Raw genomic sequence first — 25,019 nt, 5'->3', positions numbered from 1 at the left:
AGCATGTGTTCACTCCCTTAGGATAATTCCACACTTTTTATTTTCTTAAACGGGTGAGAAAAAAGCCGCTGAACGATCAGCGGCTTCCTTTCTCGTAAGGCTTGCCATCGGCTGCCGGGGCATTTGTCTTTCCAACAAGGCCGGCGAGTGCAAGGATCGTAACCACATACGGGAACATATTAATAAAATCATTTGGAATGTAGGCATTCAGGCCAATCGTTTGGCTGAGTGCACTGATCGCCTGGGCAAGGCCAAAGAAAAGGGCCGCAAGCATTGCACCTACCGGGTGCCATTTCCCAAAAATCATGGCGGCAAGCGCCATAAATCCCTGGCCGGAAATCGTGCCATACTGGTAGTTCCCCGCGATGGCAAGAGATTGAACGGCACCGCCGATTCCTGCCAGCATTCCGCTAATCAACACGGCAATATAACGCATTTTATAAACATTAATTCCGTTCGTGTCTGCAGCTGCCGGATGTTCGCCGACCGCCCGAAGGCGAAGGCCAAACGGCGTCTTATATAAAATGTAATAAGCTAATGCCACAAACAGCAGCGCCAGTATCGTCGTCGGGTACAGTACAAAGAAGGCCTGGCCAACAACAGGAATGGATGAGAGCAACGGAATCGCCTGTTTATGGATGAGCTGGGCAACGGCCGGTGTTTGTGCCGCATTATAAATTTGTTTAACGAAATAGACAGATACACCAAGGGCAAGGAAGTTAATCGCTACCCCGCTTACGACCTGATCCGCTTTAAAATGGATCGACGCCACAGCATGCGGTATTGCAAGGAGCAGTCCGAATAGGGCCGCTACAGCAATCCCGATCCAGGGAGCCGCAGCCGCAGCAAACGAGCCCGCCTGTGCCTCCTGGCCGAACCAAATCGTCCCCAGCGCACCGCCGAATGCCCCGATGATCATCATTCCTTCAAGTCCGATGTTAACAACCCCGGAACGCTCAGAGAAAACACCGCCAAGTGCCGCAAAGATAAGCGGTGTAGCATATACAAGCATGTTGTTAATGAGTATAACGATAATGTCGAGCATTGACTTATAGTCCCTCCTTCTTACGGCGGGTAAAGGCACCGAGGACGCCGCGGACGATCCCGTTTGCCGCAACGAAGAAAATAATCAGGGCGATAATAATGCGCACGATTTCTGTCGGAACATCCGCTGCCCTCTCAATGAGAGTGGAACCGAATGTTAACGCCCCAAAAAGAAAGCCGCCAAGCAGCACGCCAATCGGTGTGTTGCTCCCGATAAGCGCCACGGCAATGCCGTCAAACCCGTATCCCGGAGAGGAAGATTCCAGTGCAATATAGCCATACACTCCAAGAAGTTCAACAGCGCCTCCGAGCCCTGCCAGCGCACCGGAAAGCATCATCGAAGCTATAATATTACGGGGAACACTCATCCCCGCATATTCCGACGCGCTTGGGCTGAATCCAACGGAGCGCAATTCAAAACCAAGGGTCGTTTTCCACAATAAAAGATAAACCAAATAGGCAGCAATGATAGCAACAAAAATCCCAAGATGGATGCGCGAACCCGGAAAAATCTGAGTTAACCAGGCCGCTTTTAATGTAACGCCGTCCTGCACCGGTTTTGAGAAGTCCCCGTCCCGGTAAAAAGTGCGGACAATGTACATGGTGAGGTACAAACCGATGTAATTCAACATAATGGTTGTAATAACCTCGTGTACTTTAAACCGGGCTTTTAGAAGGCCCGGAAGGAAGCCCCAGATCGCCCCGCCGAGCGCACCTGCAATGAGAGCAAGGACAACGGTTAAGAATGCAGGCAGTGGCGATACAATGCCGACAAGGAGCGCGCACAGCGAGCCGATAACGAACTGCCCCTCCGCCCCGATATTAAACAGGCCGGTACGGAACGCAAAAGCGACCGATAAACCTGTAAAAATCAGCGGAGTAACCTGACGAAGCGTTTCACCGAACCGGTAGGGGCTGCCAAATATTCCGTTCCATAAAGCGCTGTAAGCATCTATCGGATTGAATCCGCTTATAAGCATAATGACAGCGCCAACCAGCATGCCTAATATAACGGCAATGAGCGAAATCACAAACCCGCTCTGCCCTTTAACCTTCTTTACGGCTTCCATTTCATTACACCTCGCTCGTCGCCTTCCGGCCGCCGCCAGCCATCATGAGACCCAATTCCTTGTCGTTTGTTTCAGATGCCTGTACAATACCGACAATTTGGCCTTCATAAATAACCGCAATCCGATCGGAAACATTTAAGATTTCATCTAGTTCAAAAGAAAGGAGCAGCACTGCCTTCCCGTGGTCGCGCTGTTCAATTAAGCGCTTGTGGATAAATTCAATGGCCCCCACGTCCAGACCACGGGTTGGCTGGGCGGCAAGCAAAAGGTCCGGGTTGCTATGAACTTCACGCGCAATGATAGCTTTTTGCTGATTTCCCCCGGAAAGCGCCCGCGCCTGTATACGGGATGACGGAGTCCGCACGTCAAACTCCTGTATGAGCTTCTCCGCATGTTTATATATTTGTTTAAAGTTCATGAACCCATTTCGTGCAAACGGCTTTTCATAATAGGTTTCAAGAACCATGTTTTCTCCGATTGGAAAATCCAGGACAAGCCCGCGTTTATGACGGTCTTCAGGGATATGCCCGACCCCTGCCTTCATAATTTTGCGAGGTTTCATGTTTGTAATTTCTTTCCCGTTCAGCATAATCCGGCCGGAAGAAGTGGACCGAAGCCCTGTAATGGCCTCAATGAGCTCGCGCTGACCGTTTCCGTCTATACCGGCTATCCCGAGAATTTCCCCTGCTTTCACATCAAGGGACAGTCCATTTACGACGTTTACATTGCGTTCGTCTTTTACGACCAGATCACTAATCTGAAGCACGGCCTGCTTCGGCTCGACAGGTTTCTTCTCAACAGAGAATGTAACTTCACGTCCGACCATTTTCGCCGCTAAGTCGTTTTCATTCGTTCCGGCAATATCAATTGTATCAATCCACTTTCCGCGCCGGATAATCGTAACGCGGTCAGATGTTGCCATGATTTCTTTTAATTTATGTGTAATTAAAATAATAGATTTGCCTTCTCTTACGAGGTTGCGCATAATCTGTTCTAATTCTTCAATTTCCTGCGGGGTTAATACCGCTGTCGGCTCGTCAAAAATAAGGATGTCAGCCCCCCGATAGAGCGTCTTTAAAATCTCGACACGCTGCTGCATGCCAACCGAAATGTTTTCAATTTTCGCCCGCGGGTCCACCATCAAGCCATACTGCTCAGAGATGCGCTGTACCTCTTTCTCCGCTCGCTTGATGTCAATCTTCATGCCTTTTTTCGGTTCTATTCCAAGGATAATATTCTCCGTTACTGTAAAGGGTTCTACGAGCATAAAGTGCTGGTGCACCATTCCAATCCCCAGATCATTAGCAACATTCGGACTGGTGATGTTCACCTTGTTCCCGTTTACGTAAATTTCCCCGCCATCAGGCTGATACAGTCCGAATAATACATTCATTAAAGTAGATTTCCCTGCCCCGTTCTCGCCGAGAAGAGCATGAATTTCGCCTTTTTTTACCTGGAGGGTAATATTTTCATTGGCTATAAAATCCCCGAAAATTTTCGTAATCGACCGCATTTCTACTACGTAATCCATACCATTCCCTCCCTGTACCACATAACTCTATCAATCTTCACCGTTAAGACAGAAAAGAAGGCTAGTATAAAACTAGCCTTGTGGAAATGCCTTCTTAAAATCGGCCTCGGTTGCAGGGACTTTGATGTCACCTTTGATAATTTTTTGCTTGTAATCATCAACAATCTTCAGCACATCAGCCGGTACGTTTTTATTTGTTGTATCAGCCGGAGCTACTCCGTCCTCTTTCAGGCCGAATACTTTTGTTTGGCCGCCATCGAATGTGCCTTCAGAAGCTGCTTTCGTTACATCGTATACAGCTACATCTACACGTTTAACCATGGAAGAAAGCGTAACGTCCGGACCAAGGAAGGATTGATCTTTATCTACCCCGATTACCCAAACGTTCTTGCCGTTCTTGCGCTGGTCTTTCGCTTCAGTAAATACGCCGTCGCCTGTTTGGCCGGAAGCATGATAGATAATATCAACACCCTGTCCGTACATTGTGTTGGCAAACGTTTTTCCTTTATCCGGTTTGTTGAAGTCACCGGCATAGTTGGATATAACTTTGATCGACGGGTCAACCGAAGCAACACCCGCACGGTAGCCGTATTCAAATTTCTTAATCAAATCAAATTCCGCACCGCCAAGGAACCCGATTTTTTTCGTCTTTGTCATCTTAGCTGCAATAACACCCATTAAGAAAGAGCCTTCTTCTTCTTTAAACGTTACCGCTACGATGTTTTTCGGAGTGTCTGGACCCCATGTGTGGTCAACAATAGCAAAGTGTGTATCCGGATTTGCTGCCGCTGTTTTCTTAATGTCTTTTTCCAGCTTGTAGCCAATACCCCAGATTAAGTTGGTTTTGCTTTGGGCGAATTCGTTGAAGTTCGGCTCATAGTCTGTTGCTGATTTACTCTGGAGATAGTCAGCGTTCATGCCGAGGTCTCCCTTCGCTTTCTTTAAGCCTTCCCATGCCGATTGGTTAAACGAATTGTCATCAACACCGCCAACGTCCGTTACCATGCCAACCTTAAAGTCTTTCCCTTTTTGCGCACTTTCACCGGCTCCACCGTTCTGCGGCTGCTTCTGCTCGGCGCCCTTATTTCCGCCGCCACAACCTGCCAGAACTGTCGCCATGACAAGCAGCAACGCGATCATTGTGAGGAAAATCCGTTTCTTTGCCATGCCATACCCCTTCCAATTTTCTTTCTTGTTATAACATTACATCTGTAACCGATTGCAACTTCGATTCACAGAAAACAGCTTATCACCACCTGTATGGTGTGAGCAAGCTATTTTCGGCAAAAATTTTAACAAACACCAAATATTTTTACGAGATTTGAGAGTCACCGCGTGGAATCAGGACTTCCCGTGGTTTGCTTCCTTCATAAGGCCCTACAATTCCCCGGGCTTCCATCATGTCAACGAGCCGGGCCGCTCTTGTATATCCTACGCGCAGCCTCCGTTGAATAAGCGAAACCGAAGCCGTCTGCGCCTCTCTGACAAGCTGGACTGCCCGATCATACATCTCATCCTCCGGCAGGTCATTCGATTCTACTACTTCGTCACCCGGGATCATATCAGGATGGTAGCGGGCTTCCTGCTGTTCCTTTACGAACGTAACAATTCTTTCCACTTCTCCGTCACTAATAAAAGCGCCCTGAATACGCACCGGCTTGGAAGCACCCACCGGAAGATACAGCATGTCCCCCCGGCCAAGCAGCTTCTCTGCGCCGCCCATGTCAAGTATGGTTCGGGAGTCAGCCATCGAAGAAACCCCGAAGGCAATCCGCGACGGAATGTTTGCCTTAATAACCCCGGTAATAACATCGACGGAGGGCCGCTGGGTGGCAATGATAAGATGAATTCCGGCCGCTCTCGCCATCTGCGCCAGACGGCAGATGGCGTCTTCCACATCCGCAGGCGCGACCATCATTAAGTCCGCCAGTTCATCTACAATGACGACGATTAAAGGAAGCTGAGGGCCTGTTCCCTGCTGTGCGATATGCTGGTTATAGCGTTCGATGTCCCTCGTGCCTGTACCTGCAAACAGCTCATACCGCCGCTCCATTTCCTGCAGGACCTTTTTTAGCGCTACGGAGGCTCTGCGCGGGTCAGTTACCACCGGGGAAAGCAGATGCGGAATTCCGTTATACACGTTCAACTCCACCATTTTCGGGTCAATCATCATCAACTTAACCTCCGACGGCTTTGCTTTGAAAAGAATGCTCATAATAATCCCGTTGATACAAACCGATTTACCGCTTCCTGTCGCCCCTGCAACGAGCAGGTGGGGCATTTTGGCCAAATTGCCGATTATCGGCTGCCCGGAAATATCACGTCCTAACGCGACACTCAGCCTGTCGGGTGAATCCTGGTAGTCTGTGCTGTCAAGCACTTCCCGCAGCGTAACGATAGAAACCTCATCATTCGGAACTTCAATTCCAATGGCTGATTTACCCGGAATCGGCGCTTCGATTCGAATGCCCCGGGCCGCCAGAGCAAGCGCAATGTCGTCCGTCAGGTTCACAATCCGGCTTACTTTAACGCCCGCCGCCGGCTGAAGCTCGTACCTCGTTACCGTAGGTCCGCGCTGGATTTCGAGCACCTTCGCCTGGACGCCGAAGCTTTCAAGCGTTGCCTCCAATTTGCGGGCATTGCTCTGCATATTTTTTCCGGCAGCGCTCTGTTTTGTCAATTTCGGACGGTCCATTAAATCAAGAACAGGAAGAACATACGCGCTTTCTTCTTGCGGATCGAAAGACAGCGCCTCTTCCATGCCCGAGTCCGTTCCCGGCTGTTCCGGCCATTGATTCTCCGTCCGCTTGTTCTCCTGCAATGTTACTTTTAATTGGGCAGACCCTTCCTCGGTCCGGATTTCCGGAAAACTCATTTCCTTCTGCCCATAGGCCGTCTCTGTAAAATCACGGACGATAATGTTTGCCTCTTCTTCCTGCCCGTCCAGTTGTACCGGTGGGGAAGCAGCAGGAACACTTGCAGTTGGCCGTTTCTTCTTGCCGGAAGTGCGCGCGTTTGTTTCGTCTTTCTCTGTGTTTCTTTTGAAATACTTTGCTAGAAAGGACGGCTTTTCTTCTTCCTCCGTATGTGCTGAATCATCGCGCTCTTCCTCTTCCTCTAAAGATTTCTCCTCTTCCTGCCTCTCAAGCAGCCGCTGCTCCCTTCGTTCACTTAAGAGGACGAACGCATCCTCGGCCGTTCTCCTGGATCGCTTCGCTGCCGTGAGGAGTGCGCGCTTTATGGCACTGAAAATATGTACGTATGAGATTTGAAGCGCAAGCATCAAACCGATTAGAAGCATGAAGAGAAGAATAAGCGTTGTTCCCGTCTCGCCAGCCAGGTTGTACAAAAGCGCATAACCGAGCGCACCTAACATCCCTCCCCCAACGCCAGTTGTGGACGGCTTGCCGGCAGCCGTCTGCAATTTCTCCTTCATAAGCTGTTCCCACGTCACAGACAGTATCGATTGTCCTCCTGCAAATCTTCCCCCTGCGGTTAACTGTTCAAATAAGGCTGAATGATACCAAATAAGAAGGGCGGAAAAAAGCAAGAACACACCAATCCAGCGCTGTGAGAAGAAATAAGGCCACTTCTGCTTCACCATGACATACAGCCCGATGCCAATCCCCATTAATGGCAGCATAAAGTCAAAAGTTCCTGCCGCAATACGAAACAACCAGGAAAAATAATGTCCAAACAAGTTCGAGCTTGAGAAGGTTAGCAAAACAAGCAGGGAAAGTGCAATGATTAGCAAGCCGTATATCTCAAAGCGCATTTTTACTCTCGTGTTCCGTTTTTTATTTCCGGCTTCTTTCCTGACGGTTTTTTTTGTTGCCACCAGCTTCACCCCCTTATGTCATTAAACAAGGAAAAAGGCATCCGAGCCTACCTGGACTCCGGTTGCCTTTCTTTCCTAATTTTAGCAGCGTTCATACGCATATTATATCACAGGAACACACGAGCGGTCATGGTACATATTATGTCGATATATGGGGATGTATCAGACTTTGGCTAATTCACTGCGGTCCAGTGAAGTCGGTGGTTTCTCCATCCACTCTTTTTTAATCCTCAATTGTTTTATGTCTTCCGCATATCTCTGTACTTCGATTATTAACCGCGCATAGGTTGTTTGTAAATCTTCTCGCGCACTAACTGCGAGGCTTAACCCATAATTCATAATTCCGAGTTTGTTTAACTCGGTAAGAAGAAACATAATGAGCTTACCGGAGAAGGGGGATTCCTGAGAATTTAAAACATGCGTATCCCAGGTCATTCCAACGGGTAAATCATTTTCAATAAGAATATCACTAAAAATCTTCATATGCTTGTTTGCTATTTCTTTTCCTCTTAATAATAAGTCACGCACATCTTCTGACTTGCTTACCTGATGAAAGCCCATTAATAAGGCACTGCCATGCCAATTCGTCATCACATTCTTATGCAGTTCACTCACTTCGCGGGCTAAAAGTGGACGCTGCTTTGTAAAAAGCCCATCGAGAAAACCAGGCTCAGCTAATTTTTGAACTTCTTCAGCTTCTTTCGGTATGTAGATATAGGGACATCGAACGAAGAGCCCCTTTTCTAACAGCAGGCTGACAGCTTTATCGTTGAGTTCCATTGCGTTTTTCATCCTGCCCTCATAAAATCCTCGGACATCAGCTCGAACGGCATCAGTTAGCGAAACACTCGTCAAAGCAAAATCAGTTTTGGCCATATTGTTCAGGTAAAAGAGAATAAACTCATCTGTAAATAAATTTCCGATTTCATTGTTTAAATCTTTTTCAGAAAAACCGTTAGGCAGCGGATAATTTTCATCCTTCATTATTTTAGTGATTTGTTCGATATCCTTCTGTAAAGACTGGAGAGTTTGGGATGTAAGCGAACGAATATCATCACTTTTTACTATCCTGTTAAAGTATTTAAGAACGACGATGGATGCGCTTTCAACCATATAGGAATCCCATATATGTGCTACTTCACCGGCTGCTAGCTTCGGGTTGGCCGCGTTACTCCCCGCTTTGTTTTCATTGTTCTCCATTACGAAACACCTCCTTAACAATTCATTGCCCATTAACTATCGCTTGATAAACTGGGCCGAAAGTAAATTTTTTGCCCGGGGGCGTAGGAAGGATTCATATAATCATAAGGGTTCGGACTGATTAAGCGAATGATTTTCGCTTCATTCACACCGGATGGCTGGACAAGCATTGTCACACCGTTCATTTGAATTTCCTCATAGTCATAGGATGCAGTCTCCTGGTTTTGGAACATAAGCTCAAGCGGCATGGCTGAATAAATAATCATTGAACCACCTGCTCCATCTGGGGCTGCCTGTTCGCTTCCACTCTTGATTTTAATTCCCTAATCGCCGGCCCTAATCCGCCCACTTCATCAATAAGTCCATGTTCCACGGCTTTCGTTCCAATAACGTTCGTACCGACATCCCTTGTTAGCTCTCCAACCTTAAGCATAAGTTTACGGAAATCATCCCCCGATATTTTGGAGTGGCGGGTAACGAAATTCACGACCCTGTCCTGCATTTTTTCCAGGTATTCAAAGCTTTCTGCCACGCCGATAACGAGCCCGGTTAATCGTACAGGGTGTATGGTCATTGTCGCGGTTTCAGCGATAAATGAATAATCGGCTGATACGGCTATCGGCACCCCGATGCTGTGCCCCCCGCCAAGAACGAGCGCAACGGTCGGTTTAGAAAGGGAAGCGATCATTTCAGCAATCGCAAGCCCGGCCTCGACATCTCCGCCTACCGTGTTAAGGATAATAAGGACACCTTCAATTTGCGGATTTTGTTCCGCTGCCACCAATTGTGGAATGATGTGTTCATATTTTGTTGTTTTATTCTGGGGCGGCAGTTGCAGGTGGCCCTCAATCTGCCCGATAATTGGCAGGCAGTATATGTTATTCTCCGGAACGGTTGGGACCTGTGTCTGGCCGAATTGCTGGATCATTTCCGTTACCGCTTTCCGAGGATCCGGAGTTCCAGGCACCGGGTTCCCAGGCATTGGCGCTGCTCCTGGCATCGGCGCTCCTCCCGGCATTGGTGCTGCCCCTGGCATTGGTGCTGCTCCTGGCACTGGTGCTACTGGCGGTGCGGCCTCCGGTTTAAGGGGTCCTGCTCCTAGTTGTACAAAAGGCATTTTATCTGTCACGTAACTTCCTCCTCCATCCTGTTTACCCATAGTATGGTTTAGCAATAGGAAAACCATGCACGCGATACAGACACTAAAAAACCGGGACCTCATGCGGCCCCGGCATATATGTACAATCAAATATATATTTTCTCTTAGCGGATGTTGCTCTGTTTATGAAGCAATCCTTCCCTGACAAACTTCGTAATTTTATAGATAGAAACCTGGGTCGCATTCGCGATTTGCATTGCATTGGAGCGCGGATTCCGGGCAAGGTATTCCTTTACCAGCCGGTAAGCCTTCTCCTGTTCCTCACACTCTATGCAAAAAGGAGTTGCCGTATTTTGCTTTATATTTCCGCATCCAGAACAAAACGTATAGTTTTTCATAGAGTGACCTCGCCATCCTATATGTACTAGCTTCATTATAGCTGTGAAATTTTTCATGCCATATCCACCATTGGTCACCACATTCTTCCTAATTTTTTGCCGGATACAGGCAAATAGTCCCTTCCGATAGCTTACCGCTTGTTCGGTTCATCATTTTGCTTTTTCTTCTTTCACTGCAGGCGTCCCGTATAAGCGATACGCCTTTTTTCCTGCAATGTACTCGATCGGAACTTCAACGATAAAGCGCCTCTCCTTTCCGGAAATCAATCCGGCCACATGAACATCCACCCTGCCCCTGTATTGGCCTTCATTTTTTATCTCGCCTACCACAGCCGGAGCTGTTAATTGAAAATGGGATCCCTTCGGTAGGCTTATCCAGTCTCTCATAAGAAACTCCTGGCTCGTATCGATGGCGAATTGTTTTGCTTCCGGACTTTCCACTGCGCTCACTTTTGTAGAAGGGATAAGTGTCTTTTCAATATAGGATTCATTTAAATGAATAAGTGCTTCTCCTCCTTTATACAGGAGCAAAAAGGCGGAGAGAACGCCAACAAGCTGAATTAGACGCAGCCAGTGGAAAGGGTCTTTTCTTTTCTGCCTTCGCTTTTTTATTAACGACACGACCTTATTTTTGTCCGGACGATGCGAACCCCCACGCATGATACCACCTCCGCATTTCATTTATTTTAGCATAAAGAGAAAAAGGAAGACGTAAAAAACCGCCTTCCTCTTCCCTTATACAGCCTTTTTAGTTCCCACGCTTTCCTATAAACAAACCGTCGGCAAAATGCCAATCCGGTCAACCTCGCGCCCATAACGTTCAAGATAAGAGTGGCGCTCCTGCATGTCAATCGGGCGCCAGCCCAGCAACCCCTTCCTCCCGCGGCGTCCTCTGCACCTGCTGCAGCTCTTCATTAAACACGCACTGATTCGAGTCACCGCAAATCCACCAGCAATTACTGCAATTTCTTCTTTCCATTCCTAATCTCCCTCTTTCTCACGGTAATAATTTTTCTTCTATGTGCAAACACTAGCGTAGGATCCGTATCATACTTTCCCTATTCAAAGGAGGAATATTTCCATGGCTAAGCCGGATGACCGGAGCGATAATGTTGAAAAGCTTCAGGAAATGGTACAAAATACGATCGGCAATATGAAAGCTGCCGAGGACACATTGCAAAACCCAAATTTAAGTGAAGATCAGAAAGAACAAATACGCGAAAAAAATGAACGGCGGGAAGAGACGATTGGCGCGATGCGAAATGAAATAAAAGATGAAGCACAGGACAGATTGGATTCTTAAAGGTAGGAACGGACCGGCGGGCAGCCGGTTCCTTTTTTGTTTTTATCGAAAAATAATAGACATCCTCAGAAAATTATCATAAGATAAAACGGGCGTGGAAAGATATAGCTTTGATTCATAAAAAAAGAGAATTGTGTGACAGAAAGGTGTAAAGAAAGTGAAAAATGAAAAAACGTTAAGAGACGTACTGCCTGATGATGAGCCTTTTGAATTAACCGATTTATTTAATGACAGAGTACGGACAGAGTTTCCCATTGATTTGGAAGAGCTTCTAAACAATTACCGTGTGAAATACAATGGTGTTGAGTTAACCAGCGATGAAAATAAAGAGGTTATTGAAGCTTTAAAGCTTCTCGCTTAACCCTGACATACACCGAAAAAGCGCCTGCATCTACTTTTATTAAATAAACCTTATTTGGTGTGTCATATGATTTAGCTACTCAGATATGAAATGTATAACAAAAATAAAGAGTATGAGTCTAGGAATGATCCTGACTCATACTTTCTTTTTTATGACCACATATAAGACCTCTTTTACAACAACATTTCCGTTTTAGATCATCCGTTTTTGTTGCACTAAATTTTTGTTGTTCAGCTAACGGGCAGATTACTTCTTCGATATTTCAAATGGTAAAATAAGGATAACCACTTTTAGGGGGATTCAACCTTAGACATTGTGAGAGTCACCCAACCTTCTTAAAAATAAATACACAATTCCAATCGATTTGTGTACTAATACACGAATCGTGGTGATTTAGTGATTGTTGACATTCTGTTTCTATTTATAATTGTACACAGATGGGGATTAAACCATCAATGTGAATTTTCAATGGACATCAAAATTAGCAAAATTAATATAACTTAAAATGAAGGTAGGAGATGATTTTTTTGGCTAAACGGAATAATTTGTTTATATTTATATTGACCATAGGAGTTTTCGGCATCATAAATACTGAAATGGGGGTTATTGGGATCTTACCTTTAATTGCTGATAACTTTCATGTCAGTGTATCCAAAGCAGGGTTGCTAGTTAAACAAAAAAATCCGGAGAAAAACAAAAATCGTACTTTGAAGAAAACAGGGCTTTTTCAGGCACTAATATCTCATTGATTGACTAATCCCCCTTTTAACAAAGTTCTATCTCATAAAAGGGCAATCGCCCAACACTCGTCCAAACCCATTTACATAATCTGATACCATCTCTTTCATAAAAAGGAGGGGGAAGAAAAATGTCCTGTGGCGGCTTTGGTGAAGAAATTGGGATCATTCTCGTACTTTTTATCCTACTCGTTATTATCGCATGTGCATGTGAGTAATAAAGAGTACAAAAGGGCCCTTCTGTGAACAGAGGGGTTCTTTTTATTTGCATCGTGTAGATTACCGTACATTCCGATTTAAAAAAGGCAAACACCTAACACTTCTCTATATCCCCCGCATAGATTGTTAGTATCCTATGAGCAGGTAGGATGAAGAGCAGAAGAATTGTCCCGATGAATATCTTCCACCGCACAAAAACCTCTTTTTCAAAAGAGGTTTTTGTGTGTTTAACTTAGATTTTAAAGTTAATACTACCCCCTTTTCTTCTGAAAAGTAGAACTCGAAGAAGCACTTTAGTTTGCAATTTCAAGATTATCCGACACAGATAAAGTCAAGTTGGAGCTGGCTTGACTGTTTGTATATCCCAATAGAGTGTACCCCTATTGGGACGTTAAATGATTAATATTAGGCAATCAAGTTATTGCGACGGGAATCGATAGTTCAATAATAACGGTTTTTGAAAATGAAAAGGATGTCGATACCTCGTCTGTTTCAAGGTAACGACATCCCTTTATTCTTTCGTAAATGCCCCGAACTGTTCCGCAAGCCAACCTTCAAAATTGACGGCGATGAATTGCTCTGCTTGAATCAGGCGTTCAATTAACTCCTCTTTCGTCATTTGTCTGTATCGTTTTCGAACATTCTTAACATCTCGATCAACCTTTATATCATGAAAGTTATAGGTCGCTGAAACCTCTTTTCCCGCTTTACGTCGAGTCTTTCTGGCATGATTCTTCTTATAAGTGACACTGTGTTGAGTATAATACATTCTTTTCTTTATGAAAGTAAATAGCCAACAATTAAACATTATAGTAATTTAACCTTACTGATTAGCAGGCGCTTTTTTACACATCCCCCTGTTCTGCATCCGGCACATTCGGAATTTCCTCAGGCTGCACATCTTCAGCCGTAATGATCTTTCCTTCAATCGGCCGCTCGTAGATGCTTACGGGGTCACTTGTCAAATCCGGCCGGACCGTCTCGTCCTGGGCCGCACTCCGCATGATTTCAACACTCAGCGGAAGGTATTTAAACATATGGCGGATGACTGTTTTTTTCGCCATTTCTTCATAATCCGTTACCCATGGGCCATTCTTATAAGACCGTGAACGCAATTTACGCCTTTCAATCTCCTCATACGGCATAAACTCAAACTGATAGCCCCCGTCATTGAAATGGGCAACCGCATACACGCCAATGAATTTCCCGCGGTCTGTCATCGCCGGGCGGTGCTTCAGGAACGGGTGGAGGCCGTACTCGTACTCAAACTCGTCATTTTCTCTTACGTCGTGGGCATATATACTTTTAATGTTTCCCGACCTGCGCGCCAAATCGATCATGCCCTTGTAGCCAATAATAAACGTTGCTTCACGCCCGTGCGGGATAATATAGCATTGTCCCAGCAGGCCCGGTTCCAGGCCCAGCTGTGCGGCCTGCATCACCGCCCCCAGGAGCGAAGGCACGGTGCACTCGAGCAGGCGCGGGTTCGTTCTGATCGTTGTCAGTGCAATACGGGTGAGCCGCTCGACATCCATATGCTTGGGCAGCGCCCTTGCGATTTCCGGCTCCATTCGTTTCAAATAAGCCGCGATCGTCTGTGCGGGTGATGGAGGGGCTGCCTCCGTTTCATTCGCCCTCTTCTCTAATTTTTCTTTTAAATCGCTCATTTGCTATCCCTCCTGTTTAATCCAAAATCTGCGTAACGTTCCGGGCCTCGCAAACTTCTCATATATATCGGGGTGCTCTCTCTTTAGCGCCCTCGTATCCACGGAACGTCGCGCTACGTTTTTCCACACCACACGATGCTCAGGTGTAATCCCGATTTCACTTTCTCCAATCAGCGCTTTTAAGCGGTTTTCTGCTTCCCGCTTCCTTCGTGTCGCTTCTTCTAGATCCTGGTTTGCTTCTTCCCACATGGCAATGAGTTCTTCGGCTTCATCGGGGAGCACCGTCTTCCCGTCCGCTTCCCCTTCAGGGTACATCCTGTTTAACAATTCCGTTGAGGCCTCGCTTCCGTCCAGCAATGGCGGGATCCCCGCGAGCACGTGATTCTCCCAGAAGTTTTTGCAAATCCGAACCATTAATTCAATCAACTCTTCGTCCCGTTCGATAATTTTGTAACGAAATTTGTTCCCGCCTATGAGTACGGCAAACGCTCCCCACGTAAGGCCGGTAATGTATAAATACCATTGCAGCTGGAGCTGATAAGCTTCCGGAATGTTGTCGTCTTCCCATTCTTTACGGACGAACTCGGAGGCTGTTTTTACTTCCAGCACCCCGTTCCCCCGCTCCGCATCAAGAATGAGCCGGTCGATATTTCCGATTGCCCATTTATTTTGCGGGTGCTGCAGAATCGCGTTCCTCCGTTGAATTTTATACCCCGTCCTTCTGGAAAATTCGTCCGCTACCACTTCTTCCAGGAGCCGGCCGAAATACATGTACTCGTTGTCTTCCCGCTCCGGCAGCTGCCCGATTTTTTCAAGATATACGGCAATGGGGGAGCGCCATTTATCAACGCCGCAGATGGCGCCTATATCGCTCCCGGATATGCCGCCCCGCCGCCACTGCTCCCATTCTTCCTGCGATAAGTTTGCTGTATTTACAAGTCTGTTTGCCTGCATTTTCACCCCTCCACTTCACTGCAAAAAACGTGGCTTTGATGTTTGTTTTTCCCTAATTTCTCTATTCTATATCCCCGGCTATATATCGCAAGCGGGGTACGGGCTTAAATGTATGTCTTCTTTTTTTACCACAAAATTGATAACCCTGTTTAATTTTTGCCTGTTTCGTGTAGATTTTAAATACACGGGTTAGGAAGCAAGACGCCTTCCAATACTACCAATTGACGTGTCAAGGAGAAGCGCATGAAACGTTTTGGACAGTTTGTTCTTCTGCTCGCTATGGCCTGGTCTTGCTATTTTTCATTGTATTCGACCGAGGTGTGGGCACAGCGCGCATGGGTTGCTATGTACATTATCATTCTTTTTTTAGTGACATATTCGCTCATTCTCGAGGAGAGGGCACCGCACAATACACTGATGTGGCTATTTGTTCTGTTTTTTATTCCTGTGTTTGGTTACCTTTTCTACCTCTACTCAGGCCAGCTCTATCTCAAAGGCCTCCTGTTTAAAAGGAAGCGTTCGCACAATATTAATTATTTGCGGGAGATGTCAGAAAATAAGCCTTCGATAAAATGGGGAAATCTGACCCAAGCGCAGAAACAATTCTCGGATCTTGTACAGCACATCGGTTTTACTTCCATCAGCTTTGCTTCCGATACAACGGTTCTAAAGAACGGGAGAGAAACGTTTTCCGAAATAAAAAGACACCTGGAACAGGCAAAGCATTTCATCCATATGGAATATTATATTTTTCGTTCCGACAAACTCGGAAAAGACATTATTAACATTTTAATTAAAAAAGCGCAGGAAGGCATTGAGGTACGCTTCCTCTACGACGCCATCGGAAGCCTCAGCCTCTCGGGCCGTGATATCCGCTCCTTGAAAAAGGCGGGCGTTAAGGTGTTCCCGTTCCTGCCCATTATGTACGGATTTTTCAATCTGAAATTTAATTTCAGGAATCACAGAAAAATCATCGTCATCGACGGAGAAATCGGTTTTGTCGGCGGTTTGAACGTCGGGGACGAATACCTGGGAAAAAATAAACTCATTGGCTTCTGGCGTGACACGCATCTGATGATAAAAGGGGAAGCAGTGCGTACCCTGCATACGGTTTTCCTGTTGGACTGGGGATACATATCCGGAGAGAAGCTGGGTGACAGAAAATACCATACAGTGAAGGACGCGGAAGGGGACGGCGGCGTACAAATTGTCGCCGGCGGGCCGGATACCCGCCTCGGGCTTATTAGCGATCTTTATTATTCCATGATTTCAGGCGCGGCAAAATCAGTCTGGATTGCTACGCCCTACTTTGTCCCGAATGAAGCCATCCGAACGGCATTGAAAATCGCCGCCCATAAAGGCGTGCAGGTTCGACTCATGGTCCCGCAGATTTCAGACAGCTTCCTGACCCAGTATGCAACATTTTCTTACTTTGCCGAGCTGCTTCGCTCCGGCATTGAAATTTATACGTACCAGAAAGGATTCATGCACCAGAAGGTCGTTATTGTCGACGGGGACCTTGCTTCGATTGGAACGGCGAACATTGACCTGAGGAGCTTCCAGCTTAACTTTGAAGTGAATGTATTCCTCTTTGGTACGCGCTCCATTAACGATTTAATTCGCCACTATGAGGAAGATATGATGGACAGCATGAAAGTAAATAAGGACGAGTTTAACAGGCGCGGTCTTCTTGCCCGTTCTAAAGAATCCGTGGCCCGTCTATTCTCACCGGTTTTATAATGAGGCGGGTGCGCCGTTTTCTGCCCGACCAGCATATCAGCCCCTTTTAAAAATAAGGATTACTGGTATAGTTAAAGGGAAAATAATGACTGCGCCACAGTGGGGAAAGGAGGAGCCTGAGCCGGCGATTGATCGCGGAATCAGGAAATGAAAATGGTACATACACATGCGGGTTTTTGGATGGTCACACTCATCCTGTTCTTCTTAGGCTATTTTCTTCTGCGCGGAGACAAAGCCAGAGGAGCCAAAATCGTTCACATGATATTACGCCTGTTCTACATACTTGTCATTGTTACCGGCGTAATGCTTGTTGTTCAGTACAACTACTGGTCTCCTACTCTTATTAAGGGAGCCGCTGGCCTCATCCTAATCGGGTTGATGGAAATGATTATGATACGGACGGGAAAAGGGCGTCCCACGGTTGTTTTCTGGATTTTGTTCTTGCTTGATTTCCTGCTCATTTTGTATCTAGGTTATGGTGTGATTGGCTAACATCCCTGTACATTCATATGAATGCAAAAGAACCCGGCTGTGGGCAAAGCAGCCGGGCTATTTTTATAGGATTACACTTCCTGCTTTTGAAAACAGACGAGCGATTGGAAAACGTCCTTATTTATGGCAGGGGGAGAACAAATTCCCCGATCAGGGGCATTGTCAAATACTAACCGGATCCAGTGTTCAAGTGCGAGTGCTCTTCTTCCATCCCTCGCCTCTCGGATATCGTGCTGCGCTTCTTCCGCGAGATGGACAGCCGTATAAATATCGTACATAAAATCGGCCAGTTTCTTTGCCTGTGCGCTTTGTGTGTATTCGTCCTGCCTTAGCACATGCTCAATCATCCGCTCCGCCCGGTTTACTTCCACCTCAAGCGCATGCTTTGCCGTTAGCAATTCAGGAAGTGTGATGCCTGCGAGCGTGTTCTGAAGGTCAGAAAGAAAAGGGAGCGCGCCTCCTTTTTGAAGCGTTTTCAATGTTTCAAGCGACTGAATATTCGCCGTTCCTTCCCACACCGGATTGACGATCGCATCGCGCAGCAGCCTTGGTGTAACATATTCCTCGATATAGCCATTTCCTCCATGCAATTCTAAAGCGCTCTTCGCCGCCGAGACTCCAAGTTCACTGCACCGGTATTTCGCTAAGGAGAGTAGAATGCGAAGCAGCGCATATTCCTGCTCGTTCTCCTGGCCGTAGGTATGAACCTGATCAAACAGGCGAATCATCTGTGCGGCGATCGCCCACCCTGCTTCGATTTCCGTTATCATATCCGCAAGCGTTTCCTGGACCATCGGATAGTTTTGAATCCTGCTGCCAAACGCTTCCCGGTGACTTGTATAAACCGCCGCTTCAAGAAAAGAACGCCTTGCAAGCGCCAGCCCTGCGAGCGCGGTTCCTAATCTCGAAACATTAAGCGCCTCCGCCATATATTTAAATCCCTTATTTTCATCGCCAATCAGATAACCGACCGCACCGTTTAGAATCAGCTCTCCGCTCGCTACAGCCCGCACTCCGAGTTTATCCTTTAGCCTTCGGATCGTAATATGGTTTCTCGTTCCGTCAGAAAGCGTCCGCGGCATGAGAAAGAGGCCAAGTCCGCGGGTTCCGGGCTTGTCATTCACTCGCGCCAGGACAATCGCTATTTCCGCATCACAATTGCTCGCAAACCATTTCTCCCCGGTAAGCAAATAATGATCCCCGTTCTTTACCGCTACGGTTTGGGCGGCCCCGACATCGGATCCTCCCTGGATTTCCGTCAGGAACGTTGCCCCTTCAGCATGCTGTTCCGGATTGGTTGATGCCAGGCGGGATAAATATTGTTTCCTTTGTTCTTCGGATCCGAACTTCTCGAGTACGAACGCGGCGGACTGGGAGAGGCCAACGGGACAGGTGAAACCGGATTCTGCTTCACACAGCAAATAAAGCAGCACAGCGTTCACCAGAAATGGAACTTTTTCAGGTGCGTTCTTATCATAACGATAGGCAACTACACCTGTACCGTAGCCTTCCCTCACCGTTTGCCGATACCCTTCGTTGTACCATACTTCGTTAATTTCTTCGCCCTTCCGGTTGTAGCGAATGAGCCGCGGGGCCCCTTCCCTGTCAGTATGTACCGCCCTCCGGTCAATGGGGCCTGCGGCAAGGCGGCCCGTTTCGTGGAAGGAATGTTCTACATAATGAAAAATGGCTTCAGGCAAGTACCTTGCAGCGTAGCGCTGTAAAATCGGGTCGTCTGTGTACCAGTTGGCATCGTTCCCGCTTTCCCATTTTTCGTAGTGAATTCCTTCCCGCTCTTTCGCTTTTACGTCCATGAATAGTACATCTCCTTTCTTTTTTATAAGAAGAGCTATGTCAATAAATTAGAATCGGAGTTTTGGTAATATTGCGATACTTTTATTGTAAGTGTTATCCTTTATTTGTCAACGCTGCCGTTGTCCCAGGAAAATTAAGCAATTTAATGGCATTCGCCTAACACTGGTTCTTCCTCACTAACATAAAGTACTATCATCGCTTGGCAAAAAATGAGAAGTAAAGGAGACGGGATTATGCCTCCATGGCTGCAACAAGCTGCTTATTTAATTGGCCGTCCAGTTGGGATTTCACTTGCGGATGGGCGTGGTGTGTCGGGGATCCTGTGCAATATTGATTATACGCAAAGGCTTGTCTATGTTCTGGAGTACTTATATGCATCTCAATATGCAACAAAACATTATCAGTTTGATGAAATTCAAGGCGTTACATCGTTTCCGGGATGCTCTCCACAGCCCACACCTCCACCGGGCGGGCTGCTGCGACGATTCAGCCAGGGTGTATATTATTAATCTAGAGCAGGTCCTGCCGCTTCGAACAGGACTTGTTTTGATAATTAAAAAGCAAAACTTCAATTTTTAGTTTTTCCTTATTGCATTACTCTTACCAATCATTTTTCTTGTTATTAGCCCCACTCCTCAAAAGGTTTTATCTAAAGTTGAAGCAATAAAGATAGCTATGCACTTTATCGTTCACAACTATAACTCCAATGAATGGATAATAGAAGAAGTTGTAATTCTGACGGTTTCTATCCTAAATTAGAGAAAAATCAAGACCAGTGGAGATAAGATAGTCATTTCGCTAATCTGCCCGTTAGCCAACCATGCTACTGACGCAGCACCACAGATGATGGAAGTTTTTTCGTTCTTCCAAAGCTTAATAATATCTGACAATACAGTTGTACTTTATTATCAATATTTTAGGGTTTAAAAAATTTATTTAAAAGCATTAACTGTTACCCCAATACTATAAAAACCCTTCTTGCAACAATCGAAACTAACAAAGTGGTTAAAATAACTGCCACGACTATATATAGCAAGCCTTTCACGATAAATAGTGAAAAAGGTGACAACTTAACCAAATAGTTTCTTTCCAAATAGTCAGTCAAATACGAGAAAGGGACTCCCCTATCAAAGATACAAGAGCAATAAACGAAAAGTAAGACATAAAATATCCATCCATTAGAAAGAGGAACATCGTTCCCCGTAAAACACGCTTTTTATCATATTCACGGGGAATTTCTACACTTTTTGGAGCACTAGATTCATGTAAAAGCACCTCTAATAAATCACCTACAACTTAAAAACCGACCTTCCTATAGGGAAGAAGGCCGGTTTTCAATTGAGTTCAATTATTTCGTTGAGATTCCATTCACGATTTGAGTCAGTGCCTCGGTGATTGGTGTACCTGGACGACCTAGAAGTTTTTCGAAATCATTGCTCTCGATTTCCAATGTGCCTTCTCGAATGCCTTTCTGGATGTCAACAAGCATAGGAATAAGGAAATCTGGTACGCCAGCACCTTTCATAATATCGGCATAAGTAGCGTCATCAATCTGCTGCACAGGTACTTCTTTACCCAATACAGTGCCAAGAGCAGATGCAAGTTCTTCCTGAGTCAATAACTTACCAGAAAGCTCATAAATTGTGTTTTCGTGCCCCCTACCAGATAGTACCGCTGCAGCAGCCTCTGCATAATCTTGTTGTAGTGCCCAGCCTACCTTGCCATTTCCTGCTGATGTCACCCAAGGAGCTCCTGCTAGGACACCTTGAATGCTTGAAATTTCATTGTCCAAGTACCAGTTGTTGCGTAAGAAGGAGTAAGGAATGCCTGTTTTCAAGATCGCTTCCTCTGTTGCCTGATGCGTTGGAGCAAGGAAGTTTTTACTTTCCTTTGCGTTCGCTATGCTAGTATAAGCAATAAATTTAACTCCAGCACGCTCTGCCGCAGCAACCGCATTTGTATGCTGTCGAATTCTTGTTTCGTTGTCTCCATCCGCTGAAATAATTAATAAGCGATCGATACCTGCAAAAGCAGTATCCAATGTTTCTGTACGGTCGAAATCTCCTTGACGAACTTCTACTCCACGAGCTCGTAATCCTTCCGCTTTCTCTGGATTTCTAACACTGACAGCCAGTTGATTTGCCGGTACAGTTTTTAATAAGGTCTCCACAACTTTTGAACCCAATTTTCCTGTTGCACCTGTTACTAACATTTTCATTGTTTATTCCTCCAAATATGTTTTGTTATACTAACTATAGTTGTAACAAATTCGGTTACAACGAGATTATAAAATAAAAGCTCTTAAAGAGCTCTCATTTATTTGAACCTTGCCGTCAGCTGGCTCAAAGTCGTTTGTGCCAACCTTTGTTCCATAGCGGATTGAGCTTCTTTCAATTCGGATTGGAGAACCAACTCAATGTTTCGTCCGACTGGGCATCGATAATTGGGGTCTTCGTGAATGCGAAATAATTGGTTCTCTTCCGTTACATTCATAGCCCGATAAACATCAAGAAGGGTAATTTGTTCAGGACTCTTGAGTAAAGAAGCGCCTCCTACTCCAGCATGTACTTCCAATAAACCCGCCTTCTTTAACATTCCCATAATTCTTCGAATGATGACAGGATTCGTATTTACGCTGCTCGCAATGAAGTCCCCGGTACAATCATTCGAACTGACAGCAATCAAAGAAAGGATATGAACAGCAATAGAAAAGCGGGTGCTTATTTGTTTCAAATGCACCACCACCGTTGTAACCATTATGGTTATATCTGTTGAAAAAGTCAAGTTCATTGATTATAGGGATTAAATAAGCAACCGCACTCCTTAACTATTCTCCGTTAGTTCATCATTTTTTATAAACGGTTAACCTTTTTTCAGAAGTCTTCCATGTAAACAACCATTTTATATAATTTTCTTAAAGATACTTGACATAAGTAAGTACAAGACAGTATTATGCTTACATAAAGTTAGTTAAATACAAAAAGTAAAAAGAACAACATTTGTTTAGAATAAATAATAAAAATAGAGATGCATTGTTGGGAAGCCAGCGTATCCATTGTCGTTTTTCTATACATAATGGGAGGGATTATGATGATAAATCAGGTAATGAAAAACTCAGTAGAAGAAATCGTTAGAACACGAAGATCTGCTAATAACTTCAACAGTGAAGTAAAGATATCAAAAAAAGAAATAGGGGAAATGTTCGAAATCGCTAAATTCGCTCCATCCGCGTACAACTTGCAACATGCTAATTATGTAGTGGTCGATGAACTAGAACTTAAGCTACAAGTGAAAGAAGCAGCCTATCGTCAGCATAAAGTAGGAACCGCTTCTGCCGCAATTCTTGTTCTAGGGGATATGGAAGCTTATACGGATGCAGAACGAATTTATGATGGTATGTATCGTTTAGGCATGATGGATGAGCTTCAGTTTAGACAAACCATTGACTTCATTTATGCAGCCTACCAGAATCCAGAGTTCTGTAAAGAGGAAGCTATTCGAAATGCCTCCTTATCGGCTATGCAATTTATGTTAATTGCGAAATCAAAAGGTTGGGATACATGTCCGATGATTGGTTTTGACCCCCAACAATTGAGGACTCTATTGAACATTCCAGACAGGTACCATATTGTCATGATGATGACGATTGGCAAAGAGAAGACGAATCACCCTAGACCAAGAGGCTATCGCAAGCCAATTGGTGAGTTTGTTCACTTCGGGGCATTCTCTTCATAATGTCCCCAGAAGTGCAAAAGGCTGCCGAAGCAGCACTGTTAAACAATTGACTTTTGAAACATTTTTGTTTACAATGTATTTATATTGATAGTTGTTATATCAACTTAATTAATAAAAATAGTTGATATAGCGACATATTGAATTGAAGATTTTCAAACCAAATATTAAGTTGGAAAAGGTGGTTATTTATATGGCTATTGAACCAGTGGTTGTTCATGCAATTATCAATGGTGAATACGTACCAACAGAAAATAGATATCCCAGAGAGAACCCAAGCAATCCGTCTGAAATTGTAGGATATGGACCTCTTAATACACGGGAGGAAACCATTCGAGCCATCGATGCTGCTGAAAAAGCTTTTCACACATGGAAAAACACAGCGTTGGACGAAAGAATCGAACGGATGCAGCGTGCTATTCAAAAAATAAAAGTTCAAACTCCAGAGCTAGCTCAGCTTCTCTCACGCGAACACGGAAAAGCCCTTTATGACTCGCACGGAGAATTCGCTGTATCTCTTATGTGGATGGAACATGCCTGCAATACCGTGAAGGATGTGCTCAAAGACAATGTCCAAGAACACGGCAACGGCAGGACGATTATCACCAATGATCCAATCGGGGTTGTGTCTGCGATTACGCCTTGGAATTACCCTATATCCCTTTCTACCATCAAGATTGCTCCCGCTCTCTTGGCTGGCAATACTATGGTGTTCAAACCCAGTCCTTTCGCCCCCCTTGCTGTTAGCCTGGTAGCGAAAATTATTGCGGATGAATTCCCTCCGGGTGTACTTAATATGGTTCATGGAGAAGCTGAAGTCGGAGTGGAATTAACATCCAATCCAAAAGTGGGTAAAATCGCCTTCACAGGTGGTACGAAAACAGCTACGTCGATTATGAAGGCGGCTGCAGACACCATTAAACATATGACATTAGAGTTAGGGGGAAATGATGCAGCTATTGTTCTTTCCGATTTTGATGTCAATGATGAACGCGCTATGCGGCGGATGGTAATCTCTAACTTCCTCACAGCAGGGCAGATTTGTATGATCGCCAAGCGAGTTTACGTACATCAATCTATTTACGACAAGTTCATTGAAAAATATATTGAGACGGCAAACAAATGGATTCGTGTAGGGGACCCTTTCAATCCCAATGTCACTGTTGGAGCTGTCAATAATCCGGGGCAAGTAAAATATGTACAAAGTTTAGTGGAAGAAGCTAAAAAGCGCGGAGGCAATGTCACTCCGCTAGGTACAATACTCGATCCTGAACTTTTTGAAAAAGGGTATTTTCTACAACCTACCCTTGTGACGAATGTCGATTACAACGATCCGATTGTAGTGGAAGAACAATTTGGCCCTACCGTACCGATCCTTCCTTTTACTGATGATGAACACGCGATTTCCTTGGCGAATGACAGTATCTACGGTTTGACCAGCTCAGTATGGGGCGAAACAGAGCATGCACTCAAGGTAGCAAGAAGAATTGAAGCAGGTACTACGATGATTAATACAGCCGCAGTTCAGGGGCTGGATGTACGCTTTCCATTCGGTGGTGTGAAACAATCAGGCATTGGACGTGAATACGGTGCAGAGGGATTAAAAGCTTACGTAGAAACGCATGTGATTAACATACCGAAAAATCCTGAACTTCCCTACATTCCTGAGTAAAAATAATAACGGAAACAGGAAGGGGCCACGATTGTCCGTGGCACTTCCCTGTTTCTTATGCTTTGAACGTATTGCTTTAATTAAATCTAGTTAAAATAAGAATGAAAAGGCTTAGCCCACTCTTTGACAATTCATTTGACATATGAA

The 25,019-nt window shown here is 45.3% G+C and carries 24 protein-coding genes and 1 pseudogene; 8 read left to right on the top strand and 17 right to left on the bottom strand.

The features are described 5' to 3' along the window. Positions 1–76: 76 nt before the first annotated feature. From MBEAL2_RS03765 to MBEAL2_RS33470, 11 genes are all read right to left on the bottom strand, one after another. Positions 77–1,045 carry an ABC transporter permease gene (locus MBEAL2_RS03765; protein WP_047151006.1) on the bottom strand — a complete coding sequence of 323 codons (969 nt, stop codon included), beginning with the start codon at positions 1,043–1,045 and terminating at the stop codon, positions 77–79. Positions 1,046–1,049: 4 nt separating this feature from the next. Next, positions 1,050–2,114 carry an ABC transporter permease gene (locus tag MBEAL2_RS03760; protein ID WP_047151005.1) on the bottom strand — a complete coding sequence of 355 codons (1,065 nt, stop codon included), beginning with the start codon at positions 2,112–2,114 and terminating at the stop codon, positions 1,050–1,052. Positions 2,115–2,118: 4 nt separating this feature from the next. Further along, complete coding sequence (locus MBEAL2_RS03755) at positions 2,119–3,645, bottom strand: ABC transporter ATP-binding protein (RefSeq protein WP_047151004.1); 1,527 nt, start codon at positions 3,643–3,645, stop codon at positions 2,119–2,121. A gap of 72 nt (positions 3,646–3,717) precedes the next feature. Then, the gene (locus MBEAL2_RS03750; RefSeq protein WP_047151003.1) at positions 3,718–4,812 is read right to left on the bottom strand and encodes a BMP family lipoprotein; all 1,095 of its coding nucleotides are present in this window, start codon (positions 4,810–4,812) and stop codon (positions 3,718–3,720) included. 145 nt (positions 4,813–4,957) lie between these two features. After that, on the bottom strand, positions 4,958–7,483 hold the full coding sequence (locus tag MBEAL2_RS03745) for an FtsK/SpoIIIE family DNA translocase (RefSeq protein ID WP_439644821.1): 2,526 nt from the start codon (positions 7,481–7,483) through the stop codon (positions 4,958–4,960). A gap of 162 nt (positions 7,484–7,645) precedes the next feature. Further along, positions 7,646–8,683, bottom strand: coding sequence for a DUF3231 family protein (locus tag MBEAL2_RS03740; protein WP_047151002.1), 1,038 nt, complete (start codon positions 8,681–8,683; stop codon positions 7,646–7,648). Positions 8,684–8,715: 32 nt separating this feature from the next. Beyond that, positions 8,716–8,949, bottom strand: a complete 234-nt coding sequence (locus tag MBEAL2_RS03735; RefSeq protein WP_047151001.1) for a YlzJ-like family protein — start codon at positions 8,947–8,949, stop codon at positions 8,716–8,718. After that, on the bottom strand, positions 8,946–9,701 hold the full coding sequence (locus MBEAL2_RS03730) for a ClpP family protease (RefSeq protein WP_052947479.1): 756 nt from the start codon (positions 9,699–9,701) through the stop codon (positions 8,946–8,948). Before MBEAL2_RS03730 ends, MBEAL2_RS03735 begins: the two co-directional genes overlap by 4 nt. Before the next feature lie 245 nt (positions 9,702–9,946). Continuing rightward, the gene (locus MBEAL2_RS03725; RefSeq protein ID WP_052947420.1) at positions 9,947–10,180 is read right to left on the bottom strand and encodes a hypothetical protein; all 234 of its coding nucleotides are present in this window, start codon (positions 10,178–10,180) and stop codon (positions 9,947–9,949) included. A 150-nt stretch (positions 10,181–10,330) separates the two neighbouring features. Further along, positions 10,331–10,840 (bottom strand): hypothetical protein, encoded by a 510-nt coding sequence (locus MBEAL2_RS03720; protein WP_047151000.1) that lies wholly within the window; start codon positions 10,838–10,840, stop codon positions 10,331–10,333. A 187-nt stretch (positions 10,841–11,027) separates the two neighbouring features. After that, complete coding sequence (locus tag MBEAL2_RS33470) at positions 11,028–11,159, bottom strand: hypothetical protein (protein ID WP_269082436.1); 132 nt, start codon at positions 11,157–11,159, stop codon at positions 11,028–11,030. 102 nt (positions 11,160–11,261) lie between these two features. Here MBEAL2_RS33470 and tlp point away from each other — a divergent pair, with 102 nt between their 5' ends. The 3 genes and pseudogenes from tlp to MBEAL2_RS30970 all read left to right on the top strand — a co-directional run. Further along, positions 11,262–11,483 (top strand): small acid-soluble spore protein Tlp, encoded by a 222-nt coding sequence (tlp, locus tag MBEAL2_RS03715; RefSeq protein ID WP_047150999.1) that lies wholly within the window; start codon positions 11,262–11,264, stop codon positions 11,481–11,483. A 157-nt stretch (positions 11,484–11,640) separates the two neighbouring features. Next, entirely contained in the window at positions 11,641–11,844 is a 204-nt protein-coding gene (locus tag MBEAL2_RS03710) for a hypothetical protein (protein ID WP_047150998.1), read from the top strand. A 527-nt stretch (positions 11,845–12,371) separates the two neighbouring features. Continuing rightward, positions 12,372–12,515, top strand: a pseudogene (locus MBEAL2_RS30970) (MFS transporter); the annotation flags it as partial. 796 nt (positions 12,516–13,311) lie between these two features. On the opposite strand, the gene MBEAL2_RS03700 reads toward MBEAL2_RS30970, so the two are convergent. From MBEAL2_RS03700 to MBEAL2_RS03690, 3 genes are all read right to left on the bottom strand, one after another. Further along, positions 13,312–13,569 carry a hypothetical protein gene (locus MBEAL2_RS03700; protein WP_047151179.1) on the bottom strand — a complete coding sequence of 86 codons (258 nt, stop codon included), beginning with the start codon at positions 13,567–13,569 and terminating at the stop codon, positions 13,312–13,314. Positions 13,570–13,645: 76 nt separating this feature from the next. Beyond that, the gene (gene recT, locus MBEAL2_RS03695) at positions 13,646–14,467 is read right to left on the bottom strand and encodes a recombination protein RecT (protein ID WP_047150996.1); all 822 of its coding nucleotides are present in this window, start codon (positions 14,465–14,467) and stop codon (positions 13,646–13,648) included. 3 nt (positions 14,468–14,470) lie between these two features. After that, positions 14,471–15,421, bottom strand: coding sequence for a YqaJ viral recombinase family nuclease (locus MBEAL2_RS03690; protein ID WP_047150995.1), 951 nt, complete (start codon positions 15,419–15,421; stop codon positions 14,471–14,473). A 243-nt stretch (positions 15,422–15,664) separates the two neighbouring features. On the opposite strand from MBEAL2_RS03690, the gene cls reads away from it, so the two are divergent. Further along, positions 15,665–17,161: a cardiolipin synthase gene (gene cls / locus MBEAL2_RS03685; protein WP_082129739.1), complete on the top strand. Its 1,497-nt coding sequence runs from the start codon at positions 15,665–15,667 to the stop codon at positions 17,159–17,161. Between the two features lie 153 nt (positions 17,162–17,314). Next, positions 17,315–17,653, top strand: a complete 339-nt coding sequence (locus MBEAL2_RS03680; protein WP_161798160.1) for a DUF1516 family protein — start codon at positions 17,315–17,317, stop codon at positions 17,651–17,653. A 71-nt stretch (positions 17,654–17,724) separates the two neighbouring features. Here the strand turns inward: MBEAL2_RS03680 and MBEAL2_RS03675 are convergent, their stop codons facing one another. Further along, the gene (locus MBEAL2_RS03675) at positions 17,725–19,467 is read right to left on the bottom strand and encodes an acyl-CoA dehydrogenase family protein (protein WP_052947418.1); all 1,743 of its coding nucleotides are present in this window, start codon (positions 19,465–19,467) and stop codon (positions 17,725–17,727) included. Between the two features lie 234 nt (positions 19,468–19,701). Between MBEAL2_RS03675 and MBEAL2_RS03670 the strand changes: the two genes are divergently transcribed. Beyond that, positions 19,702–19,977: a hypothetical protein gene (locus MBEAL2_RS03670; RefSeq protein WP_047150993.1), complete on the top strand. Its 276-nt coding sequence runs from the start codon at positions 19,702–19,704 to the stop codon at positions 19,975–19,977. Between the two features lie 839 nt (positions 19,978–20,816). Here MBEAL2_RS03670 and MBEAL2_RS03665 read toward each other — a convergent pair. Together MBEAL2_RS03665 and MBEAL2_RS03660 are read right to left on the bottom strand one after the other, a co-directional pair. Continuing rightward, a complete protein-coding gene (locus tag MBEAL2_RS03665) occupies positions 20,817–21,686 on the bottom strand; it encodes an SDR family oxidoreductase (protein ID WP_047150992.1) in 870 nt (289 codons plus the stop codon). Positions 21,687–21,784: 98 nt separating this feature from the next. Next, a complete protein-coding gene (locus MBEAL2_RS03660) occupies positions 21,785–22,201 on the bottom strand; it encodes an Rrf2 family transcriptional regulator (RefSeq protein WP_047151176.1) in 417 nt (138 codons plus the stop codon). A gap of 372 nt (positions 22,202–22,573) precedes the next feature. On the opposite strand from MBEAL2_RS03660, the gene MBEAL2_RS03655 reads away from it, so the two are divergent. Both MBEAL2_RS03655 and MBEAL2_RS03650 read left to right on the top strand, forming a co-directional pair. Next, positions 22,574–23,203 carry a nitroreductase family protein gene (locus tag MBEAL2_RS03655; RefSeq protein ID WP_047151175.1) on the top strand — a complete coding sequence of 210 codons (630 nt, stop codon included), beginning with the start codon at positions 22,574–22,576 and terminating at the stop codon, positions 23,201–23,203. A 190-nt stretch (positions 23,204–23,393) separates the two neighbouring features. After that, positions 23,394–24,872 (top strand): aldehyde dehydrogenase family protein, encoded by a 1,479-nt coding sequence (locus MBEAL2_RS03650; RefSeq protein WP_047150991.1) that lies wholly within the window; start codon positions 23,394–23,396, stop codon positions 24,870–24,872. Positions 24,873–25,019: the final 147 nt, after the last annotated feature.

The organism is Aneurinibacillus tyrosinisolvens, assembly GCF_001015055.1.
Taxonomy (GTDB): Bacteria; Bacillota; Bacilli; order Aneurinibacillales; family Aneurinibacillaceae; genus Aneurinibacillus_A; species Aneurinibacillus_A tyrosinisolvens.
This window is presented reverse-complemented; position numbering and strand designations above follow the sequence as displayed.

Bases quoted from the DNA above. Each gene is read 5' to 3' on its own strand.
- MBEAL2_RS03765 (WP_047151006.1), bottom strand. From the start codon at position 1,045: ATGCTCGACATTATCGTTATACTCATTAACAACATGCTTGTATATGCT.
- MBEAL2_RS03760 (WP_047151005.1), bottom strand. From the start codon at position 2,114: ATGGAAGCCGTAAAGAAGGTTAAAGGGCAGAGCGGGTTTGTGATTTCG.
- MBEAL2_RS03755 (WP_047151004.1), bottom strand. From the start codon at position 3,645: ATGGATTACGTAGTAGAAATGCGGTCGATTACGAAAATTTTCGGGGAT.
- MBEAL2_RS03750 (WP_047151003.1), bottom strand. From the start codon at position 4,812: ATGGCAAAGAAACGGATTTTCCTCACAATGATCGCGTTGCTGCTTGTC.
- MBEAL2_RS03740 (WP_047151002.1), bottom strand. From the start codon at position 8,683: ATGGAGAACAATGAAAACAAAGCGGGGAGTAACGCGGCCAACCCGAAG.
- MBEAL2_RS03735 (WP_047151001.1), bottom strand. From the start codon at position 8,949: ATGATTATTTATTCAGCCATGCCGCTTGAGCTTATGTTCCAAAACCAG.
- MBEAL2_RS03730 (WP_052947479.1), bottom strand. From the start codon at position 9,701: ATGCCGGGAGGAGCGCCGATGCCAGGAGCAGCGCCAATGCCTGGGAAC.
- MBEAL2_RS03725 (WP_052947420.1), bottom strand. From the start codon at position 10,180: ATGAAAAACTATACGTTTTGTTCTGGATGCGGAAATATAAAGCAAAAT.
- MBEAL2_RS03720 (WP_047151000.1), bottom strand. From the start codon at position 10,840: ATGCGTGGGGGTTCGCATCGTCCGGACAAAAATAAGGTCGTGTCGTTA.
- MBEAL2_RS33470 (WP_269082436.1), bottom strand. From the start codon at position 11,159: ATGGAAAGAAGAAATTGCAGTAATTGCTGGTGGATTTGCGGTGACTCG.
- tlp (WP_047150999.1), top strand. From the start codon at position 11,262: ATGGCTAAGCCGGATGACCGGAGCGATAATGTTGAAAAGCTTCAGGAA.
- MBEAL2_RS03700 (WP_047151179.1), bottom strand. From the start codon at position 13,569: ATGTATTATACTCAACACAGTGTCACTTATAAGAAGAATCATGCCAGA.
- recT (WP_047150996.1), bottom strand. From the start codon at position 14,467: ATGAGCGATTTAAAAGAAAAATTAGAGAAGAGGGCGAATGAAACGGAG.
- MBEAL2_RS03690 (WP_047150995.1), bottom strand. From the start codon at position 15,421: ATGCAGGCAAACAGACTTGTAAATACAGCAAACTTATCGCAGGAAGAA.
- cls (WP_082129739.1), top strand. From the start codon at position 15,665: ATGAAACGTTTTGGACAGTTTGTTCTTCTGCTCGCTATGGCCTGGTCT.
- MBEAL2_RS03680 (WP_161798160.1), top strand. From the start codon at position 17,315: ATGGTACATACACATGCGGGTTTTTGGATGGTCACACTCATCCTGTTC.
- MBEAL2_RS03675 (WP_052947418.1), bottom strand. From the start codon at position 19,467: ATGGACGTAAAAGCGAAAGAGCGGGAAGGAATTCACTACGAAAAATGG.
- MBEAL2_RS03670 (WP_047150993.1), top strand. From the start codon at position 19,702: ATGCCTCCATGGCTGCAACAAGCTGCTTATTTAATTGGCCGTCCAGTT.
- MBEAL2_RS03665 (WP_047150992.1), bottom strand. From the start codon at position 21,686: ATGAAAATGTTAGTAACAGGTGCAACAGGAAAATTGGGTTCAAAAGTT.
- MBEAL2_RS03655 (WP_047151175.1), top strand. From the start codon at position 22,574: ATGAAAAACTCAGTAGAAGAAATCGTTAGAACACGAAGATCTGCTAAT.
- MBEAL2_RS03650 (WP_047150991.1), top strand. From the start codon at position 23,394: ATGGCTATTGAACCAGTGGTTGTTCATGCAATTATCAATGGTGAATAC.